At 61.9% G+C, this 19,807-nt stretch carries 24 protein-coding genes and 1 tRNA gene; 13 read left to right on the top strand and 12 right to left on the bottom strand.

Features of this window, described 5'->3' with window-relative positions:
* Nucleotides 1-78: 78 nt before the first annotated feature.
* A complete protein-coding gene (locus tag ACJRW5_RS07305; RefSeq protein WP_484569865.1) occupies nt 79-1,128 on the top strand; it encodes a GGDEF domain-containing protein in 1,050 nt (349 codons plus the stop codon).
* 1 nt (nt 1,129) lies between these two features.
* On the opposite strand, the gene ACJRW5_RS07300 is transcribed toward ACJRW5_RS07305, so the two are convergent.
* Nucleotides 1,130-1,579, bottom strand: coding sequence for a hypothetical protein (locus tag ACJRW5_RS07300; protein ID WP_484569864.1), 450 nt, complete (start codon nt 1,577-1,579; stop codon nt 1,130-1,132).
* A 289-nt stretch (nt 1,580-1,868) separates the two neighbouring features.
* Between ACJRW5_RS07300 and ACJRW5_RS07295 the strand changes: the two genes are divergently transcribed.
* The 4 genes from ACJRW5_RS07295 (at nt 1,869) to ACJRW5_RS07280 (ending at nt 4,089) form a co-directional block, all read left to right on the top strand.
* Nucleotides 1,869-2,471, top strand: coding sequence for a hypothetical protein (locus tag ACJRW5_RS07295; protein ID WP_484569863.1), 603 nt, complete (start codon nt 1,869-1,871; stop codon nt 2,469-2,471).
* Between the two features lie 13 nt (nt 2,472-2,484).
* The gene (locus ACJRW5_RS07290; protein ID WP_484569862.1) at nt 2,485-3,063 is read left to right on the top strand and encodes a hypothetical protein; all 579 of its coding nucleotides are present in this window, start codon (nt 2,485-2,487) and stop codon (nt 3,061-3,063) included.
* 86 nt (nt 3,064-3,149) lie between these two features.
* A complete protein-coding gene (locus ACJRW5_RS07285; RefSeq protein ID WP_003462270.1) occupies nt 3,150-3,431 on the top strand; it encodes a peptidylprolyl isomerase in 282 nt (93 codons plus the stop codon).
* Between the two features lie 124 nt (nt 3,432-3,555).
* Nucleotides 3,556-4,089 carry a DUF1003 domain-containing protein gene (locus tag ACJRW5_RS07280; protein ID WP_484569861.1) on the top strand — a complete coding sequence of 178 codons (534 nt, stop codon included), beginning with the start codon at nt 3,556-3,558 and terminating at the stop codon, nt 4,087-4,089.
* A gap of 70 nt (nt 4,090-4,159) precedes the next feature.
* On the opposite strand, the gene ACJRW5_RS07275 is transcribed toward ACJRW5_RS07280, so the two are convergent.
* Nucleotides 4,160-5,053: an EamA family transporter gene (locus ACJRW5_RS07275; RefSeq protein WP_484569860.1), complete on the bottom strand. Its 894-nt coding sequence runs from the start codon at nt 5,051-5,053 to the stop codon at nt 4,160-4,162.
* Between the two features lie 179 nt (nt 5,054-5,232).
* Between ACJRW5_RS07275 and ACJRW5_RS07270 the strand changes: the two genes are divergently transcribed.
* Nucleotides 5,233-5,967 carry a sulfite exporter TauE/SafE family protein gene (locus tag ACJRW5_RS07270; protein WP_484569859.1) on the top strand — a complete coding sequence of 245 codons (735 nt, stop codon included), beginning with the start codon at nt 5,233-5,235 and terminating at the stop codon, nt 5,965-5,967.
* Between the two features lie 6 nt (nt 5,968-5,973).
* Here the strand turns inward: ACJRW5_RS07270 and ACJRW5_RS07265 are convergent, their stop codons facing one another.
* On the bottom strand, nt 5,974-6,690 hold the full coding sequence (locus ACJRW5_RS07265) for an NADPH-dependent F420 reductase (RefSeq protein WP_484569858.1): 717 nt from the start codon (nt 6,688-6,690) through the stop codon (nt 5,974-5,976).
* Between the two features lie 215 nt (nt 6,691-6,905).
* Here ACJRW5_RS07265 and ACJRW5_RS07260 point away from each other — a divergent pair, with 215 nt between their 5' ends.
* From ACJRW5_RS07260 to ACJRW5_RS07250, 3 genes are all read left to right on the top strand, one after another.
* Complete coding sequence (locus ACJRW5_RS07260; RefSeq protein ID WP_484569857.1) at nt 6,906-7,607, top strand: YebC/PmpR family DNA-binding transcriptional regulator; 702 nt, start codon at nt 6,906-6,908, stop codon at nt 7,605-7,607.
* 41 nt (nt 7,608-7,648) lie between these two features.
* Entirely contained in the window at nt 7,649-8,050 is a 402-nt protein-coding gene (locus ACJRW5_RS07255; protein WP_484569856.1) for an NUDIX hydrolase, read from the top strand.
* A gap of 98 nt (nt 8,051-8,148) precedes the next feature.
* Nucleotides 8,149-8,478, top strand: a complete 330-nt coding sequence (locus tag ACJRW5_RS07250) for a DUF2025 family protein (RefSeq protein ID WP_484569855.1) — start codon at nt 8,149-8,151, stop codon at nt 8,476-8,478.
* A 15-nt stretch (nt 8,479-8,493) separates the two neighbouring features.
* Here ACJRW5_RS07250 and ACJRW5_RS07245 read toward each other — a convergent pair whose 3' ends face one another.
* Genes ACJRW5_RS07245 through ACJRW5_RS07235 form a run of 3 tightly spaced genes read right to left on the bottom strand, consistent with a single transcriptional unit; the run spans nt 8,494 to nt 11,701 of the window.
* Nucleotides 8,494-9,399, bottom strand: coding sequence for an FHA domain-containing protein (locus tag ACJRW5_RS07245; protein ID WP_484569854.1), 906 nt, complete (start codon nt 9,397-9,399; stop codon nt 8,494-8,496).
* Between the two features lie 15 nt (nt 9,400-9,414).
* A complete protein-coding gene (locus ACJRW5_RS07240) occupies nt 9,415-10,896 on the bottom strand; it encodes a serine/threonine-protein kinase (protein WP_484569853.1) in 1,482 nt (493 codons plus the stop codon).
* A gap of 16 nt (nt 10,897-10,912) precedes the next feature.
* Complete coding sequence (locus ACJRW5_RS07235; protein WP_484569852.1) at nt 10,913-11,701, bottom strand: PP2C family protein-serine/threonine phosphatase; 789 nt, start codon at nt 11,699-11,701, stop codon at nt 10,913-10,915.
* A 143-nt stretch (nt 11,702-11,844) separates the two neighbouring features.
* On the opposite strand from ACJRW5_RS07235, the gene ACJRW5_RS07230 reads away from it, so the two are divergent.
* Entirely contained in the window at nt 11,845-12,255 is a 411-nt protein-coding gene (locus tag ACJRW5_RS07230; RefSeq protein ID WP_484569851.1) for a GNAT family N-acetyltransferase, read from the top strand.
* A gap of 107 nt (nt 12,256-12,362) precedes the next feature.
* Nucleotides 12,363-13,397, top strand: a complete 1,035-nt coding sequence (locus tag ACJRW5_RS07225) for a GGDEF domain-containing protein (RefSeq protein WP_484569850.1) — start codon at nt 12,363-12,365, stop codon at nt 13,395-13,397.
* A 3-nt stretch (nt 13,398-13,400) separates the two neighbouring features.
* On the opposite strand, the gene ACJRW5_RS07220 is transcribed toward ACJRW5_RS07225, so the two are convergent.
* The 3 genes from ACJRW5_RS07220 to ACJRW5_RS07210 form a co-directional block, all read right to left on the bottom strand.
* Complete coding sequence (locus ACJRW5_RS07220; RefSeq protein WP_484569849.1) at nt 13,401-13,727, bottom strand: hypothetical protein; 327 nt, start codon at nt 13,725-13,727, stop codon at nt 13,401-13,403.
* 131 nt (nt 13,728-13,858) lie between these two features.
* Nucleotides 13,859-13,934: transfer RNA gene (locus tag ACJRW5_RS07215), tRNA-Thr, on the bottom strand.
* 54 nt (nt 13,935-13,988) lie between these two features.
* Nucleotides 13,989-14,831: a CvfB family protein gene (locus ACJRW5_RS07210; RefSeq protein WP_484569848.1), complete on the bottom strand. Its 843-nt coding sequence runs from the start codon at nt 14,829-14,831 to the stop codon at nt 13,989-13,991.
* A gap of 241 nt (nt 14,832-15,072) precedes the next feature.
* On the opposite strand from ACJRW5_RS07210, the gene ACJRW5_RS07205 reads away from it, so the two are divergent.
* Nucleotides 15,073-15,264, top strand: a complete 192-nt coding sequence (locus ACJRW5_RS07205) for a hypothetical protein (protein ID WP_013716575.1) — start codon at nt 15,073-15,075, stop codon at nt 15,262-15,264.
* 45 nt (nt 15,265-15,309) lie between these two features.
* Here ACJRW5_RS07205 and ACJRW5_RS07200 read toward each other — a convergent pair whose 3' ends face one another.
* Nucleotides 15,310-16,452, bottom strand: coding sequence for a PQQ-dependent sugar dehydrogenase (locus ACJRW5_RS07200; protein ID WP_484569847.1), 1,143 nt, complete (start codon nt 16,450-16,452; stop codon nt 15,310-15,312).
* A gap of 87 nt (nt 16,453-16,539) precedes the next feature.
* On the bottom strand, nt 16,540-17,265 hold the full coding sequence (locus ACJRW5_RS07195) for a substrate-binding periplasmic protein (protein ID WP_484569846.1): 726 nt from the start codon (nt 17,263-17,265) through the stop codon (nt 16,540-16,542).
* A 147-nt stretch (nt 17,266-17,412) separates the two neighbouring features.
* Between ACJRW5_RS07195 and ACJRW5_RS07190 the strand changes: the two genes are divergently transcribed.
* Entirely contained in the window at nt 17,413-18,390 is a 978-nt protein-coding gene (locus ACJRW5_RS07190; RefSeq protein ID WP_484569845.1) for a zinc-dependent alcohol dehydrogenase family protein, read from the top strand.
* Nucleotides 18,391-18,443: 53 nt separating this feature from the next.
* Here ACJRW5_RS07190 and ACJRW5_RS07185 read toward each other — a convergent pair whose 3' ends face one another.
* Nucleotides 18,444-19,772 (bottom strand): spinster family MFS transporter, encoded by a 1,329-nt coding sequence (locus ACJRW5_RS07185; RefSeq protein ID WP_484569844.1) that lies wholly within the window; start codon nt 19,770-19,772, stop codon nt 18,444-18,446.
* Between the last annotated feature and the right edge of the window lie 35 nt (nt 19,773-19,807).

Genomic DNA, 19,807 nt, shown 5'->3' with positions numbered 1-19,807 from the left:
TTGAGGCGGCAGGGTTCCTGCATACGCCCGTGATAGCACTGTGCAATGCCAACACGCCTGTCCGCCAGAGAGCAACTGATGCCTGATCAATTCACCAAGAACGAACAACACCGACGCCTGGTCCTCAAAGCGCTGTCCTGGATCACGCTGACCGGCGGGGTGTTCTTCTTCGTGGTCAATCTGCTCCGCGACAACTGGCTGCTGGCCGCGCTCGAGATCGGCTACGCCGGGGTCTCGCTGTACATGCTGCTGATCATCGACAGAACCCGCAACCTGCAGCTGTTGACCACCATTTACCTGTTCCCGTTCTTCAGCATCATGATCGTGGCCCTGTCGCAACCTAATGCCACCTTCGCCGTATTCGCCTGGATCCAGACCATCCCGATCATCTGCTACCTGCTGCTGGGTCTGCGCCTGGGCATGTACGGTTCGCTGCTGTTCGTCGGTATCGGTCTGATCGTGTTCAACCAACGTCTCGACCCGGACCAGCAACTGCTGAACATGGTGATACTGGCGAACCTGGGCCTGGCAAGCATGGCGGTGATGATCTTCGCGCATATCTACGAGCGCAGCCGCATCCTCAACGAGAAACGTCTGATCGAGCAAGCCACGACCGACGCGCTGACAGGCCTGCCGAACCGCATGAAACTCAGCGAAGTATTCCAGCGTGAGCGCGCCCATGCCCTGCGCAACGGTACGCCGTTGTCACTGGTATTCGTCGACATCGATCACTTCAAGCAGATCAACGACCGTTTCGGTCACCAGGTCGGTGACCACGCACTGGTCCATTTCGCCACGGTGCTCGCTCAGCGGCTGCGTATCAACGACCTGTTCTGTCGTTTGGGAGGGGAAGAATTTGCCGTGCTGCTACCAGGCAGCCAGCCGACGAAGGCGCGGGAAATCGCCGAAAGCCTGCGCGCACGGCTGAGCGACAAACCACTCGACGTGGCGGGCACACCTCTGCACATGACGCTGAGCGCTGGCGTGGCGAGTCTGGGCAACGATGGTCAGTCACTGGACGAGCTGATGCGCGCCGCCGACCGGCGCACCTACGCGGCCAAACGCGGCGGACGCAATCAGGTAGTCGCCGACGAAAACACGGCCGGGAGCAAACCCGCTCTCGGCTGAGTCAGGCGTAGACGCTGATCCCGCCCTTGTCCTGCAACCACTGGCGATAGGTCTCCAGCGAGTCGGTCTGCTGCTCGCCGTTGCGCCCGGCGATCAGCACGCTACCGTCCATGCCGGCATCCACCATTTTCTGCACTTGTTCCAGCAACTTGGCCGCATCGTCACGATCGAGCGCCTCGACATCCGGCAACTGAATGGCCGATGGCGTCGATGACTTGCTATCCGCGATCCCCTGCAGACCATTGCCGGCCTGGACGGTGCCGCCCTGCATCGCCCTGAGCAATCCTCCCTCACTGCGCGCCACCACCTGTTTGGCGAAGCGCCGCAGATCGGCCAAGGGATCCTGGCTGGTCTGGGTATCACCCTCGTTGCCGGCCCTGTTCGAGCGGTTGCTCAGTTGGCTGCCGTAATAACTGAGCATCGCCGGCGTGCTGTTGTTGATACTGGTCATGAAGCCTCCGCAAAAATCCTTTGACCAGACAAAGCAGATTACGGGCCAGCTGTGAAACCCCGTATTCAAGGGGCTTGGCCATCGCTGAACGGCAGCGCCTTGCCAGCCCCGGGCAATCTCTTGCCGGGCAAGGCGGCAAAGCCGTGATGAACATCATTCCAATGCTGGCATTTTGACGCTAACATCCCGCCGCGCCGAAGGATGGCACCAGGGACAGCGCTCCGGCGGGAACCAGCGACCACCGACGGATACCGCGCTATTTCAGCAATACGTCAAGGATGCTCCACTGATGTTCAAAGCACATTTTCTCGCGGCCAGCATTGCCAGCCTGGCCCTGACCGGCTGCGTGTCGTTCACTCCCGCAGGCCCGATTTCCCCGCCCGAGCAAATCATCGAGCACTCCCTGCCGGGCAGCGCCATGATCAAGGACGTGAAGGTCACCGACCCGCGCATCGACGAAAAGACCCGACGCAACATCGGCAACCAGCTGACCGCCCAGATCAGCCAGCACATCGAAAAGGGCGAATACTTCAAGCAGGTGATCAGCTTCCCCGCCAAGCTCGATGAGCAGGACGTCCAACTGCAATTCGACTTCTCCTCACTGAAAGGCAAGCGCACGCCGCACCCGGCCTATGTGCCGGGCGCCCTGCTGACGCTGACGATCTGGATCTGGGTGAACGGGCCGATTTACGTCGACAAGTACGACCTGGCCGCCGAGCTGCAGATCCTCGACAGCGAAGGCCGGCAACTGGCGCTTTCGCAGAAGAAACTGGTGGTGGACAAGAACACCGGCCTCTGGGACTACGACTACATGTTCCCGTCTGGCGGGCAGCAGCTGACCGAACTGGTCGAGCAGTTGCTCGAAGACGGCACCCAGCAACTGACTCATTGAAAAGGATTTCCCCATGAAGAAGCTCTTCGTACTGCTGCTCCTGATCGCCTCGGCGAGCCTGCAGGGCTGCATGACCTACTCGCACAACTCCTTGCAGAAAGTCGATCAGTGGCCGCTCGCCGCGCCTGAACAGGCAAAACCCAGCGTCTACCTCAAGGTCTTCGGCGAGTATCAGGTCAACGACAATCCGCGCGTCAGTACCGCCGACGTAGCCAAGCTGGAGGAAGTGATCTCGCAGACCCTTTCCGAAAGCGGCCGTTTTTCGCGCGTGACAACCGAGCAGCAGGAATCCGATCTGTATCTGACCGTGACCCTGCACAACCACGAAACCGGCAACATGGGCCTGGCCGTACTGACCGGGGCGACCTTCTTTCTGATTCCCGGCGCGTTCGACAACACGCTGACGATGAACATGAGCGTGCGCGACAATAACGGCGACAAACTGGGCATCGCCCAGCGACAGGAATCGCTGACCACCTGGATGCACCTGCTGCTGATTTTCGCCGTGCCCTTCCAGGACAGGAGCGACAACCTGCTCAGAGAGCTGACGCAAAGTACGCTGCAGCAGGCTGTGGACAAAAAACTGCTCTGATCTCCACTGCTGCTATCGCCCGGACAACGTTTGCTTGTCGGGGCGATTGCGCTAGGCTCTGCAGCTCAATTCAAAGGAGGTATCCCATGGCTCGCGCTACTGCCCGTCACATCCTGGTTGCCAGCGAAGACAAGTGCAACGAACTGAAAGCCGCTATCGAAGGCGGTGCTGACTTCGCTCAACTGGCCAAAGACAACTCCAGCTGCCCGTCCGGCCGCAGCGGCGGTGACCTGGGCTCGTTCGGTCCGGGCCAGATGGTCAAGGAATTCGATACCGTGGTCTTCAGCGCGCCGGTCGGCGTGGTGCAGGGCCCGGTGAAGACGCAGTTCGGCTACCACCTGCTGGAAGTCACCAGCCGCCAGGACTGATCGACCTGCCCGCAAAAGCCGTCAGCGCGGCTCTTGCGGGCTGTTCTTTTTGCGCTGCCACCCCGTGACAGCCGCGCCCATCCGGTTCAGCATCTCGCCCATCTCCTCATGCGAGCTGCACGCGATGAACACCCCTCACCCCCTGCAACAACTCGCCCAGCACCTGCTCGGCAAAGCCCTGCACGAACTCGAACCGGAAGAGACTCACGTACTGGAAACCATACGTGAACGCCGCCCCATCAGCCGCGATGTGGGAGATGTTTCCGATGCAGAGTCGACCTTCGGCGAACGCCTGTCGGATCGCGTCGCATCGGTTGGTGGGTCCTGGACCTTCATCCTCTGTTTCTCACTGACCATGCTCGGCTGGATGCTGCTCAACAGCGATGTGCTGTCGCACTTCGGCATGGTGTTCGACCCCTACCCGTACATCTTTCTCAACCTGATGCTGTCGACCCTGGCCGCAATCCAGGCGCCGATCATCATGATGAGTCAGAATCGCCAGGCGGCCAAAGATCGCCTGGCAGCCCGCCTGGACTTCGAAGTGAACCTGCGTGCCGAGCTGGAAATCATGCGTTTGCATGAAAAGATCGATCAGAAGATCCAGCAGCGTCTGGATCAGATACTGGAGCGCCTGCCGGAGAAACACCCGCAAGACTGAGTGAACACTGGCCGCATTCGTGTGCGCACAGGACTACAAGCAGTAACGGAAGCGGTGCGCACAGCGCACCCTACGGCTGCGTCAACTCACGCTGGCGCCAGCTGTCGAGCAGGCGACCGCCCCAGACGTTGATCAGCAGGCCCGCCATGACCAGCAGCGCACCGACCATCTGCAGGCTGCCCAGGCGCTCGCCCAGCAACAGCGCCGATGAGCTGATCCCGACCACCGGCACCAGCAGCGAGAACGGCGCCACCTGGCTGGCCGGATAACGCGACAGCAGGCGACTCCACAGGCCATAGCCGAGAATGGTGGCGCCAAACGCCAGGTAGGCCAGCACCAGCAGCGAATCCAGACTGAAGTTTTGCAGCGAATGACCGATCAGTTCGGGGCCTTCCAGCCAGAACGACAAGGCCAGAAACGGCAACGGTGGTATCAGGCTGCCCCAGACCACCAGACCAACCAGGTTGACCTTGCCCAGCTTGCGCGTGACGACGTTGCCCAGCGCCCACATCGAGGCCGCCGCGATGGTCAGCGCGAAGCCGGCGACGGTCATCGCCTGGCCGCCCTGAAGACCGATCAGCGCCAGGCCGCCGGCCGCCACCAGCAGGCCAAACAGGTTGCTGCCGCGCAGACGCTCACCGAGAAACAGCGCCGCGAAAAACAGGGTGAAGAAGGCCTGCGACTGCAGCACCAGCGACGCCAGGCCCGCCGGCATGCCGACGTACATGGCATAGAACAGAAAGGCGAACTGCCCCAGCGAAATGGTCATGCCGTAGGCCAGCATCCAGCGCAGCGGCACCTGCGGCCGGCGCACGAACAGGATCGCGGGAAAGGCCGCGAGCATGAAGCGCAGTGCGCCCATCAGCAGCGGCGGCATGCCGTGCAGGCCGACCTTGATCACCACGAAGTTCAGCCCCCAGACGACGATCACCAGCAACGCCAGTAGCAGATCCTTGGGCGACATGCAGACAGTCCTCGAACGATGTGAGCGGCCATTAGAACAGCGCCAGGCACGAGGCGGCAGACACAGAATGGCAGGAAAAACACCACACAGTGCGCTGATCGCCCCAATCCACGTGCCAGGCATTCTTTGCCGCCATGGCCTTTGCTAACCTGCGCGCCTGCCTCCAGCCCGTAGCCGCCATGACCCTGCACGACTTTCTGCTGTTCGCCCTGCCAGCGATCTTCCTCACCGGGCTGTCCAAGGGCGGCTTCGGTGGCGCATTGGGCGGTCTGGCTGTGCCCCTGCTGGCCTTGGCGACATCGCCGAAGCAGGCTGTGGCCGTCATTCTGCCGATTCTCTGCCTGGCCGATGTGGTCGGTCTGAAGGCCTATTGGCGCAAGTGGGATACCGTCAACCTGAAGGTCATGCTGCCTGGCGCCGTGCTTGGCATTGCCATCGGCTCACTGACCTTCGGCTTCTTCGACGAGCGCGCCATCGGCCTGCTGATCGGGGCGATCGCCATCGTCTTCGTCGGCCTGGGCCTGATCACCCGCAACCCGACACCGCGCCCGCTACACAAGGGCCGCGGCACGCTGCTGTCGACACTGGCCGGTTTCACCAGTTTCGTCGCCCATGCCGGCGGTCCGCCGGTGATGATGCACCTGATGCCCCAGCAACTGGACAAGGTGCGCTTCGTCGCCACCATCAACCTGTTCTTCCTGCTGACCAACGCGGCGAAGCTGTTCCCTTACGCCGCACTCGGCCAGTTCACTCGGGAAAACCTGCTGCTGAGCCTGATGCTCGCGCCCATCGTGCCGCTCGGTGTCTGGAGCGGCCTGTGGCTGCAGGCGCGGGTCAATCACCAGTGGTTCTACCGTATCGCGCGATTGGGAATTCTGCTGGCTGGCGTGCAGTTGATCTGGCGCTATCTCTGATCGCTGCTAGGGCTGCAACTGCAGCAACTCGCGCAGCTCCCTCGCTGTAGGCATTCGCGCCGACACCCCGCTGTTGAAGTCAAAAGACTTGGCAGTGGCAAGCGGGCCGACAATGACCGGATCGAAGCCGGCATCGGTCACCAGACGCGCCGCCACCTCGAGCGCGGCCTGATCATCGCCGGCCAGGAGAATGGCCAGTTTCTCGCCTTGTCGATGCGCCTGGCTACGCAGGTTATAGGCCGCAATGGCGTTGAACGCGCGCACCACACGCGCACCAGGCAAAAATGCTTGAGAGGCCAGGCCGGCCCCCTGTTCGATGGCTGCTACCGCCATCTCACCATCACGCCCGGGCCGGGGGTTGCCGGCATCCAGCACAACCTTGCCCGCCAGCTCTACGGCGTAGTCACGGCCGATCTGCGGAGTAGCGGCGTATGGCACTGCCAGCAGAATCACCTCGCCAAAGGCGGCAGCCTGCTGCGGCGTGCCGACCTGCGCGCGCTCACCCAGCTCGTCGGCCAGTGCCTGCAGGCGCTCGGGATGACGTGAAGAAACCATCACTTCATGCCCCGCCTCGACCCACAGCCTGGCCAGCGGGCTGCCAATATTGCCGGTACCGATGATGCCGATACGCAGAGCGTCCTGCTGCGCCAGCACCGACCCAGCGCTCAACAGCAGGATGGCGGACAACAACAAGGCACCGATACGATGAAATGGACGAGACATGACTACCTCCAGCGCGCTGGCGAAAAGACCAAGATTAGGCCGGCTCGCCCTTAGATCGGGCGCCGATTCGCTACAGCGTGTTACTCCGGCAGTCGCGCTTCGCAGAAATTGCAGGTGCCCTGAGCCGCGCAAGGCACTAGAATCCGCAACCTATCCGATCGTCAGGCCGAGCTCACGTGCCGACGCCTTTTCACCTATCGGCCAGGAGACCCCAGATGGGCGCCCAGTGGAAAGCCAAACCCAAAGAAGCCGCCGCCAATGCCCGAGGCAAGATCTTCGGCAAGCTGGTGAAGGAAATCATGATCGCCGCGCGTAACGGCGCCGACCCGGACACCAACGCCAAACTGCGCCTGGCCATTCATCAGGCCAAGAAAGCCTCGATGCCCAAGGACACCCTCGACCGCGCCATCAAGAAAGGTGCGGGCCTGTCCGGTGAAGTGGTCAACTACGAGCGCACCCTGTACGAAGGTTTCGCCCCGCACCAGGTGCCGCTGATCGTCGAGTGCCTGACCGACAACGTCAACCGCACCGTCGCGGAAATCCGCGTACTGTTCCGCAAGGGCCAGCTCGGCGCATCCGGCTCGGTCAGCTGGGATTTCGACCACGTCGGCCTGATCGAAGCCAGCACTGAAGACGGTTCCGACCCGGAGCTGGCCGCCATCGAAGCCGGCGCTCAGGACTTCGTTCCCGATGACGAGGGCGCGACCCTGTTCATCACCGATCCGACCGACCTCGATGCCGTGTGCAAGGCGTTGCCGGAGCAAGGCTTCACCGTCAACTCGGCCAAGCTCGGTTACCGTCCGAAGAACCCGGTGACCAGCCTCACGCCGGAGCAAATGGAAGAAGTCGAAGCCTTCCTCGAAGCCATCGACGGTCACGACGACGTGCAGAATGTCTACGTCGGCCTCGCCGGCTGATGCCTGCCGGGCGCTCTGAACGGGCGCCCGCTGCTTATCCCATGAAAACCACTCTACAGATTGCCGCCGCCTGCCTGTTCGACGAACGAGGCCACCTGCTGCTGGTACGCAAGCGCAACACGCACTTCTTCATGCTGCCTGGCGGCAAGCGCGAGCCGGGCGAAGATGCACTGTCTGCGCTCAAGCGTGAACTGCTCGAAGAGCTTGAACTGCAGTTGGATGCCGATGCTCTGCACCCACTCGGCCAGTTTCAGGCAGCCGCTGCCAATGAAGCCGACACCTGGCTGCAGGCGGACATCTACCGCGCCAGACTACCCCATAGCGTGCAACCGGCTGCCGAACTGGAAGAGCTGCGCTGGCTCGACACCGCCCAGCCTCTGCCCGATGACCTGGCACCGTTGCTGCGCGAGCAGGTGCTGCCGGCCCTGCAACGGCTTTCTTGATCCACGGCAACGCGCAATCACCTGTTCACGGGTTAGGCTGCGCCGATAAACAGAACCATTCGCCTTGCATGCAAACCCCACAGGAAACGAGGTTTGCCATGAGTATCACGTCCGCCCAGATCTGCCAGGCCGCCGACCAGTTGCAGGGTTTCGTCGGCTACAACGCCAAGACCGCACAGTACCTGCTGCGTTTCTCCGAAGACAGCTTCGGCCTCGACGTGCCGGCCGAGACCATCACCCCCACCAGTGAATACGTGTGGCACGCCGATGAAGGCGAGCTGATGCGCCTGGACCGCCAACGCCTGGCCTGGCTACAGGAGCAGCGCATCGATGACCGGGTCAATCTGAGCGACCCGTTGCGGGTTTATCTGCGCCGCAGCGACCTGCCGGAGATTCGCGCCGAGCGACGCCGCCTGGCGTCTGTCTGAATCAGCGCCAGAGCATCAGCCGAGCAGGCGCATGAAAGCGGCGCCAAGGCCCATTCCCAGCAACAGCACCAGTAAGCCGCCCAAGTACAATTGCGCGGCGCCGGCTGCGGCAGGCCTGGTCTCAGGCAACGCCTTGGCCTGAGCAGCGGCGCGTAGCGGATTGGCCGCAGCCGGTGCGGCGCGGGGCAGGCTACGTGCCGCCTGGGGGGCAGGGGCAATCTGTGTCGCCGCGGCGCCGCCCTTGCCTGCCAGGGCCTTGGGCAGATCGGCGACGCGCATGAACTGGGTGGCGTCTTCGTCGGGCGCTTCGCTGACGTTGACCTTCGGCCCGATCACCAGCAGCGTCACCGAGCCCATCTTCAATTGATCGCCCGGCTGCAGCACGGAGGTCCTGACCTTCTGCTGGTTGACCTGCACACCGTTGGCCGAGGCTAGGTCCTTGATCTCCAGCACGTCGTCCTTGAGGAAAAACTCGCAGTGTCGGCGTGACAGCTCCAGATCGCTGAAACACAACTCGCATTTGCTCGAACGGCCGAAGGTCATCGAGCCATGGATATGAAACTTTCGCCCCTGGTGCTCCCCCTGGATAACCTGCAGAAACCAGCGTGCGGCTGGGGCGTCCGCTTTGACGCTCGCCTTGGCCGGATCGACCAGCAACAACTCCACGCTGCCCAGGCGCAGACGATCGCCATCACGCAACTGGAAGCGGCTACCGATGCGCTGGTCGTTGACCCAAGTGGCGCCCTGACTGGCATCGCTCAGGTAGTAGTAGCCCTGATGCTGACGAATCTCGGCATGAAAGCTGGTAACCCCCGAATCGCCCAGCACCAGCTGGTTGCGGCTGTCCTGGCCGATGGTCAGGCGCTCGTCGCTCAACCAGACCGGCGCTTGGCGGTTATCCAGGAACTGCAGTTTGAGCATCGGGAATGCCTCGGTTCAGTCGAAAAGGTTGTTCAGCAGGCGCTTGATCGGATTCTGCGAGGCTCGCTGTGCAGGCCGTGCAGCGGGTTGCGTAGCCTGGCGCACGCGCTCCTGGTGGCCATCATAAAGCGCCAGCAGGTGCTCGTTGTCGGGTTCCGCCTCGAGCCCCTGCTTGATCTGCTCCAGCGCCAGGTTGTACTCGCGCCGTGCGTAGGATGCTTCGCTCTGCTCGATGAAACGTTGCGCCACACGGTTGATCCCGGCCAGCGCCAGCAGATTGTCTGGTTCCCAACCGAGCACTTGGCGGAAGTAGTGCACCGCGCTGTCGTCTTCGGGAAGAATCAGCCGCCCCTCGGCCAGGCGTTGCTCGGCCAGTTGCAGATAGCCCTGGATACGCGCCCGCAACACGCGCTGCAAACCGTCGCTGGCCTGAGCGTTGTCGGCATCCAGCAGCAGCACCTGACGGAAGTAGTAGTCGGCATTGTCCTGCATCGGGGTCAGCAACTGACCTTCGGCCAGACGTGTCTCGCCTAGCGCGAGCAAGCTGGCCATGCGCTGCTGCAACTGCCAGTAGTAACCGCCAGCACCAATGCCAGCCAACAGCACCAACCCCAGTACCGCCCAAGGCAACCAGCGGCGGCGCGGCTGACTGGGCGCGGCTTTGAGCGCCGGGCTCATGCGCGTCAGATCCTGCTCGGCGCCCTGCAATTCATCCAGGCTGGCCAGCAGCACGTGGCAATCGGCAAAGCGCTCCTCCGGCTCCTTGGCCAGCATGCGCTCCAGCAGCCACTGCAACTCGCTCAACGGCTCCGGCAATTGCGGTGGCGCCAGCTGCAACTGGTTCATCAACGTCTGGGTGTAGTTCTCACCCCGGAAGGGGTTATGCCCGGTCAGCATCTCCAGCAGGATCACACCCAGGCTGTAGATATCGCTGCGTGCGTCCAGCGCCTGGCATTGAGCCTGCTCGGGGCTGCTGTAGGCCGGACTGCCCACGGCGATTCCCGACTGGGTGAGGTCGCTGTCCAGTTGCAAGGCCTTGGCCACACCAAAGTCGGTGAGTACCGCCGTGCCATCGTCGCGGAACAGGATGTTGCCGGGCTTGATATCGCGGTGCACCAGCCCCTTGTCGTGCACCACGGCAAGGGCACTGGCGATTTGCCGGACGATGCGCAAGGCCTGTGCAGGCTCAAGGTGCTGCCCCTTGTACTGGGCCAGGTCGCCGCCGGCCAGATACTCCATGGCCAGAAAGTGACGGCCATCGTTCAGTTGGTCGATACGGTAGATGGTGATGATCGACGGATGATGCAAGGAGGCGACGATGTGCCCTTCCTTGATGAAGCGCTGGGTGAACTCCTCGTCCTCATGGCGCAGCAGTACCTTGAGTGCCACCTCGCGCTGCAGAGCCTCCTCGGTGGCCAGATAGACCTCCGCCATACCGCCTTTGCCCAGGCGACCATGGATGCTGTAACCGGGCACGCTGATTGATGGCTGGCTCATACGACTCGACTGGCACTCAGGATTGACGGAATTTGAACAGCTTGCTCAGCAGGCCACGCGTGGGTACCTGGCTGGGAGGAGCAGGCGCGGCGAGCCCCAGGACAATGCAGCTGATATTGTCCCTGCCACCATGGCTATTTGCCAGCCCCAGTAACTGCTCGACCATCGCCTCCAGAGTGGCGGACTCGGCGCAGCAACGCTGAATGGTGGCATCGTCCAGCTCGCAGGTCAGGCCGTCGCTGCACAGCAGCAGCAACTCGTCAGGCGCCAGGCGGCCACGCAACTGGCCGACTTCCAGCACCTGCTCACCCTGACCGAGGCACTGCAGAATGAGGTTACGTCGTGGATGCTCGCGCGCCTCCTCGACGCTCAACTCGCCGGCGTCGATCATCGCCTGTACCCAGCTGTGATCGTGACTGAGCTGCTCGATACGATCAGCCGCGATGCGATAGGCACGGCTGTCTCCTACCCACGCCAGTTCGAATGCATCGTCCTTCAGGTTCACTGCCACCAGCGTGCTGCCCATGTCCGCGGCACCGTCATCAGCCTCAGCGGCAGCGAGTACTGCCTGATGTGCAGCCTGCACGGCCTGCTCCAGCGTGACACCCTGCTGCACAGCCTCGACCAGCCCCTGTACAGCCGTGGCGCTGGCGACCTCTCCACGCGCATGCCCTCCCATCCCATCGGCCAGGGCCCATAGCCCGAGTTCAGGGTGACACGCCATGGCATCTTCGTTGTGCGTGCGCACCCGGCCTGCCGAGCTCTGTGCGGCAAACACGATGCTTGATACGGAAGATGGGGGCACGCAGATGATCCTTCAGCGAGATACGGCTGACTCATGATGCGGCGACGGTGCGGGCCTGTCACGGGCCGACAGACTGCAAATGCGCAGCCGTTAACCAAAATCTGCGGTTAAATGGCACGCCCTTACCTCGCCCGTACCGCTCGATGCCCACGTTCCACTGTCGCTGCCTGCCCGCTTTGTTACAGCCGCTGGTCAACAAGTTCTATCGCAGCCATCGCTCGCCCATGCGCAGCCAGGCAGGCGACCAGACCTGGGTTGCCGAGCACAACGGTGAAATCGTTGCCGCCTTGAGCCTGCGCCCTGTCACTGGTGGCCAGTGGCTGACCGGCCTGTTCGTCGCGCCTGCGTTTCGCCGCCAGGGCGTAGCCGCGCAACTGCTCAGCCATGGCCTGGCGCAGCACCCCGAAGCCATCTGGCTGTTCTGCCACCCTGACCTGCGCACCTTCTACCTGCGCCTGGAGTTCGCCGACTGCGATCAGCTTCCTGGCGAACTAGCCGAACGGTTGGGCCGTTACCAGCGCAGCAAGTCGTTAGTATCGCTGCGCGCTCATTGAGCGGCCCTCCGCCTGGGCGGAAATGCTGGCACTTTGCTCTGGAATGCCTCTTGCCATAAGCGGTCAAAGCTCTGCATGCTTGTTCCATAACAATGAAAAGAAAGGCTATGGCTACCCAGACCGCTCGCTTGCTGAAGCGCCTGCGCAATGACTTCCAGCTTTCGATCATCACCCTGATGGGGCTGTTCGGCGTTATCGGCATTTCCCCATACGCTGTCTATCGCCTTCTCAATGGCAACTACCTGGTTGGCATCGCCGACACCGTCATCGTCTTTTCCACGCTGTTCGCCGTGCTCTATGCCTGGGTCACGCGCGACACGGTCAAGCCCGGTATCTATCTGGCAGCGGTGTTCTCGCTTGGCGCCACGCTGATCGCCATCACTCTGGGCGTCAATGGCCTGTTCTGGATCTATCCGCTGATTCTCTTCAACTTCTTCATGGTCACGCCCGGCAAGGCGTTGCTGGCAACAGCCGTGGTATTGGCCTGCCTCGTCAGCCACGCCATGCTGGTGCCTGGGAGCGTGTTCGAGAGCCACTACCAGATGGTCTCGTTCCTGGTCACCTGCATGATGGCCAGCGTGCTCAGCTTCATCTTCGCCTTCCGCACTCGTACCCAGCGCGACCAGTTGCAGCTGCTGGCCATTCACGACCCGCTGACCGGCGCGCGCAATCGCCGCGCCATGAACGAAGAGCTGAAGATCGCCATGGCCAGCCACCGCCGCCATAGCGACAACTATGGCCTGCTGGTCATGGACCTGGACCATTTCAAACAGATCAACGACCGCTTCGGCCATCAGGTGGGCGATCAGGTATTGGTTTCCTTCGTCGAACTGATCAAGCGCTGCTCACGCAAGGAAGATCGCCTGTTTCGCTTCGGTGGCGAGGAATTTCTTCTGCTGCTGCCCAATACCGGCGTCGCGGGCCTGCATACGGCAGCGCAGAATCTGCTGGGACGCATACGCAAGGAGCTGGAAAGCCCGGGAGGCGCGGTGACCGTCTCCATTGGCGGCGCCATTCTGCACAGCGGCGAGCATTGGGAAAGCTGGCTGCAACGTGCCGATGAATGCCTGTATCGGGCCAAGAGCGAGGGACGTAACCGTGCGGTGATTGCCGAACCGCCCTCAGGCAGCGCCCCAACCTGAGAGTCAGCGGCTGCGCTGTTGCTGATAGGTGCCGCTGCCAGGCTGGCGCTCGATGATCAGGCCTCCTGGGTACTCGGTGCTCTGCCGAATGCCTCCGCGCGTCTCGCTGGACTGGCTGCCATAGCGACTCTCCTGCCGCACACTGCCCTGCGGCAAGCGCTGCCCGCCATACAGGTTGTGCTGCTGGTAACTCGACGAGCCGGAGACACTGCCACTGGCGCCTGGGCTGACGTAACTCTTGGGAATGACGCGAATGGTCTGCGGTTGATCAGCTAATGCAGCGCCGACAAAAGCCGTTGCCAGGACGAAGACCAACGAGCGAATGAACATGAGCAACTCCCATCTGAACGGATCGGGCACAGTGGCCGGAACTATCTTCACACCGAGTTGGACAGCAGCGCGAGGGATTTTGCAGCGTAGAAACGACAAAGGGTTAGCCGAGGCTAACCCTTTGATTTTTTTGGTGCCGGAGATAGGAATCGAACCTACGACCTTCGCGTTACGAGTGCGCTGCTCTACCGACTGAGCTACACCGGCGGGAAACGCCGGCATTATGCGAGTTGCCGCGCTCGTGCTCAAGTCACCGCGTGATCAGCTGTCGAGCAATTCGATACGATCGTCGTGAATGCGGATAAGGCCCTGCTTGTAGAGACCACCGATGGCCTTCTTGAAGTTGCCCTTGCTGACCCGGAATTGCTCGGCGATCTGCTCAGGTGCGCTCTTGTCACCCAGCGCCAGCACACCGCCCTGCTCACGCAGGCGTTCGATGATCTGCCCGGCCAGGCCAGTGGCGGCTTCTCGACCAATGGGCTGCAGGCTCAGACTGATCTTGCCGTCGGCACGCAGCTCCTTGATATAACCCTTCTCGCGCATGCCATTGCGAATGAACTTGAACAGCTCGTTCTTGTGGATCAAGCCCCAGTGCTTGCCGTCGATGATGGCCTTGAAGCCCAGGTCGGTACGCTCGACCACCAACAGATCGACCTCCTGGCCAACCTGATAGTGCGCCGGTACCTGATCCAGGTAACGATCCAGTCGTGCGGTGGCGGTGAGACGGCGAGTGCGCTTGTCCAGGTAGAGGTAGACCACGCAGTAGTCGCCGATCTGTAGCGGGCGCTTCTCTTCCGAATGGGGCAGCAGCAGGTCCTTGGGCAGTCCCCAGTCGAAGAACAGGCCGACACGGTTGATGTCCACCACCTTGAGGCTGGCGAACTGGCCGAGCTGGATCTTCGGCTTCAACGTGGTGGCGATCAGCTTGTCTTCGCTGTCGAGGTAAATGAACACGTTGAGCCAGTCTTCGACCTCACTCGAGGTGTCCTTGGGGATGTAGCGCTTGGGCAGGAGGATTTCGCCATCGGCCCCACCGTCCAGATACAGCCCGAAGTCGGTGTGCTTGACCACCTGTAGAGAATTCATCCGCCCAATTACGGCCATCGTGCTTCACCTCGCCAAAACAGCCGGCAATTCTACCCGAGTTCACGGGTCTCCGGGCCTGCCGTGCAATCATTCGACAGCCGGTCACCGGCAGACCTAAGTGGCTGGAAAACAAGCTATTAAAGGCAATGAAAAGAGGCCTTCGAGGGGCTTGCACAGGCAACTGATTGGCGATTAACCCAGCAGAATGGGGCTGATTGAGGCATAATGGCCGGCCGCCCATCGAAAAGAGATCAAGGTCATGGCCACCCTTCGCGTCAAGTCATCCGCCAGCAAAGTCAGCAAGCCGGCTCCAGCAGTGGAAACCCGCGAGTCCATCGAGGCGCAGATTGCCGCCTTCCTGCAAGGCGGTGGCGAGATCCAGCAGATCGCCAAGGGTGTCAGCGGTCAGACCTACGGCGGTACTCGCCAGATCACCATCAGCAAGAAGTGATCGATCGCGGGTGCGCCAAGCGCACCCGGCCCCTCCTCTGCAGTTCTATTCGCTCGCCAAGCCCAGGCGCAGCAACTTCCCCTTCGACGCATCCGTCAGCACGTAAAGATAGCCATCCGGCCCCTGTCTTACGTCGCGCACGCGCGCCCCAAGCGATTCCAACAGACGCTCTTCATGCACGACCTTGTCGCCATCGAGCTGCAGGCGAATCAGTGTCTGGGCCGATAGCGCGCCAATGAACAGATTGTTCTGCCAGGCGGGGAAACGCTCGCCGTTGTAGAACGCCATGCCGCTGATAGCGGGCGACTTTTCCCAGACATGATGCGGCGGCTCGGTGCCCTCGACCGTTTTGCCCTTCGCTTCAGGAATCGGCAGCATCGAGTAATTGATGCCATGGGTTGCCAGCGGCCAACCGTAGTTCTTGCCAGCCTCGGGAATATTGATTTCATCGCCACCACGCGGGCCATGCTCGTGAGTCCACAAGCGCCCGCTCCAGGGATTGAGAGCCGCCCCCTGCTGATTGCGATGACCATAAGACCAGATTTCGTCACGAGCGCCTTCACGGCCGACGAAAGGGTTGTCCTCGGGGATACGTCCATCCGGGTGGATACGCACCAACTTGCCCTGCAGTTTGTCCAGGTCCTGCGAGGTCGGGCGATTATTGTTTTCGCCCAAGGCGACGAACAGATAGCCGTCACGGTCGAACACCAGACGCGAACCGAAGTGCGTACCACTGGACAGCTTCGGCTGCTGGCGGAATATCACCTCGAAGTTCTCCAGTGCAGTCGCATCGGCAGACAGCCGCCCACGCCCGACAGCTGTACCTGCCGCACCATCACCGGCCTCGGCGTAGGACAGATAGACCAGCCGGTCCTCGGCGAAATCAGGCGAGAGCACCACATCGAGCAAACCGCCCTGCCCTACGGCGAAGACCTCCGGCACACCCGCCAACGGCTGCGATATCTGCCCCTCCGGACTTACCCGACGCAATGCCCCTGGCCGCTCACTGACCAGATAGCCCTGGTTATCAGGAAGGAAGGCTACAGCCCAGGGGTTGGCCAGGCCTTCGGCGACTGTGTGGACCTCGAGCGGCCCCAGTTCGCTCGACAGCTGCTGATCATCGGCAAAACTGGCCTGGTAACCAACCAGGGCGAGCAGAGCAAAGGCGGCGAGTGACTTGCGCGGCATCTTGGCGTCTCCATGCGGATTGCGAACAGGGCGACATAGTGCAACAGCCATTGTGCTCAGACAGCCGTGCAAAGGTTTCCTCAGGTTTCAATGCGTACTGTAGCGTTGCTCGATGAGCTGATACTCGCCGGACTCACGCAGCACTCGTAGCCCCTGATTGAAACGCTGGCGCTGCTCCTGCAGACGAAAGCCGACCCTGTAGGGCGTCGGCGGGAATATGTAAAACCAGGACAGCGGCTGGGTCACGTCGACCTGATCCGCTACCTCACGATTGAAGTAGTTGAGGATGCGCCTGTCGCCGATCACGACATCCACTCGTCCACTGTAGAGCAGACGGTTGCGATTTATCTGCAAGGCCTCTTCGCGGTAGTGCGGGTTGCTCATGGCCATACGCTCGAATTCGGGCCCGAGCAACAGACGTGCACGCTGAAATGTACTGATCGAGTATTTGCTGAGATCGGCGATGCGCTCGATGTGATAACCGCGCCCGGCCAATGCTACGGCCGCGTTGTGGTAGTAGATGTAGGTATCCGAGTAATAGGCCTGTACACCGCTACGCTGGTGCGTCGTGGCGATCGCATCGATCTCGCCACGGCGCAACATGAGGTGCAGGCGCTCCATCGGTGCGTAGTAGACGGTGACCTCGAAACCGGCGTTGTGCGCCGCGCGCTCAATCAAGTCGTACTCCAGGCCACGCGGTTCGCCCTCGTAGATGTAGGGCGGCTTGTGCGTGCCGAAACCCACGTGCAGCACATCGGCCACAGCCGTCAGACTCAGGCATGCCAGAATCCCTGCAACCCACCCTCTGAACATTACGTACCCCGCTGTCGGTCCAGCTCAGCATAGACGGCTGGCACGGGTCATAACCAGAGTGGATGCTGGTTGATTCACTCCGTTGTGCACTATCGCAGCTAGACTGGCTCCACGCATTTCTGCGCCTGCCTTCTGGAGACCACGACCATGCTCAAAGCCGAATACCAACAGCGCGGCCCGGTACCGCAAGACGTCATCAGCGCGGTGGAGCTGCAACTGCCGGAGCCTGCCGCCGGGCAAGTGCGGGTCAAGGTGCTCGCCGCGCCGATCAACCCGTCCGATGTACTGACCCTCACGGGGGCCTATGGCATGCTGCCGCCGCTTCCTGCCGTCGGAGGTAACGAGGGCGTTGGCAAGGTCGAGGCGCTCGGCGAAGGTGTCGGTCATTTCAAGGTCGGCCAAACCGTGCTCCTGCCCGTCGGTTGCGGCACCTGGGTCACGGCCATGAACGCGCCGGCGGACAAGCTGATCCCGCTGCCGGATGCCGACCCATTGCAGTTGGCCATGCTCACCGTCAACCCGCCGACCGCCTCGTTGCTGCTAAGCGAGTTCGTCGACCTGAAACCGGGTGATTGGGTCATTCAGAACGCCGCCAACTCCGGAGTTGGCAGCTATCTGATCCAACTGGCCAAGTTGCGCGGTTTCAAGACCATCAACGTGGTGCGCCGCGAATCTGCGGTCGCCGCTGTGGAAGCCGAAGGCGGCGATCTGGTGCTGGTGGATGGACCGGATCTGGCCAAGCGCGTACGCATGGCCACCGGTGGTGCCGAAGTGCGTCTGGGTATCGATGCCGTCGGCGGCGCCAGCACCGATCACCTGGCAGCGGCTCTGGCCAACGGCGGCGTGCTGGTCAACTACGGCATGATGAGTGGCCAGGCCTGCCAGGTTTCACCGGCGTCGTTCGTGTTCCGTGACGTGACATTGCGTGGTTTCTGGCTGGCCAAATGGTTCCAACAGGCCAGCCAGGCCCAACAGATGAAGGTATTCGGCGAACTGGTGCAGTTGATCGCCAGTGGCCAACTCAAGACCCGCGTCGCTGCGACCTACGACCTGGAGCACATCAAGGACGCCGTGACGGCAGCTGCCAGCGGCGAACGTGACGGCAAAGTCCTGCTGGTGCCCTGAGGCGAAACGCACGGCGCCCGGAAACTGCTGGGGCGCCGTGTGTACCGATAGTCTCAAGCCGGAACGGCTTCGGCCATCCCCTCACGCATGCGCAGCGCATCCGCCTGGAAGCAACGTGCGGCCTGCAGCAAGGCCAGCAGCGTAAGCAGCAGCGCCACGGGAATCAGCAACATCGCATCATGCAATCCGGCAGCCTTGAAAACTTCAGTCATTTCACCGGCACCGGCTGCCTGCATCGCCGCCTGGGAGTAATGATCGGAAAGCCAGCCGACCGCCAGTGGGCCAAGGCCACCACCCAGCAGATACAGACCGGCGAAGTACAAGGCCATGGCCGTCGCCCGCAGACGCGGCTCGATCACGTCCTGAATCGCCGTGTAGACGCAGGTATAGAAGTTGTAGGAGAACAGCCAGCCCAGGCTGAACACGCCGACGAATACCGCCGTATCGATACGCCCGGCACTCAGCGCCCAACCCGTGCAGACACAAGACACCAGCATGCTCAGCGCGGCGAACAGCAGACGGCCATTGGCCCAGCGCTGATGCACCTTGTCGGCAATCCAGCCGCCCAGAGTCAGCCCCACCAGGCCGGTAAGCCCGACGATGACGCCGGTGGCCATCGCCGCATTCTGCAGCCCAAGACCGAAATAGCGCTGCAACATCGGCACCATGAAGGAGTTGCAGGCATAGGTGGCGAAGTTGAACGCCAGCCCTGCCAGCACCAGCCACCAGAAGGTGCGAATCGCCAGTACCTTGCGCAGTGGCTTGTCCACCGGTGCGCTGCTGATCTGGTTTTCCTCCGCCGCACCACGAGCGGGTTCGCGAATGAAGAACAGAAACAGCGCCAGGATCAAACCCGGCACTGCGGCGATCAGAAATGGCGCACGCCAGCTACCAAAAGCCTGAACCATGGCACCGATGGTGAAGAATGCCAGCAGCAAGCCTAACGGCAAGCCGAGCATGAAGATGCCCATGGCCCGCGCGCGCTTGTGCGCAGGAAACAGATCGCCGATCAGCGAATTGGCCGCTGGCGCGTAGCTGGCCTCACCAATGCCGACGCCCATACGAATCAGCAGGAAGCTCCAGAAATTCCAGGCCAGGCCGTTTAGCGCCGTCAGACCGCTCCAGGCCGCCAGGCCCCAGCCCATGATCTTGCGCCGGGCGCCGGTGTCGGCCATACGTCCGAGAGGAACCCCGGCCAGGGCATAGACAATGGTGAATGCGGTACCGATCAGACCGAGCTGCAGGTCGCTCAGGCTCCATTCCAGACGTATCGGCTCGATGATGATCGCGGGAATCGTGCGGTCGAAGAAATTGAAAAGATTGGCCAGGAAAAGCAGGAAAAGAATGCGCCAGGCATTCGACGCTTGCTGATTGGGCTGCATGGCAATGTCTCGTTCTTGTTATCTGCGTGCGGCCT

This window comes from Pseudomonas pichavaramensis (assembly GCF_050473265.1).
In the GTDB taxonomy this organism is placed as follows: Bacteria; Pseudomonadota; Gammaproteobacteria; order Pseudomonadales; family Pseudomonadaceae; genus Aquipseudomonas.
Note: the sequence above shows the minus strand (reverse complement) of the source record. Positions and strands in the feature narration are given on the sequence as shown.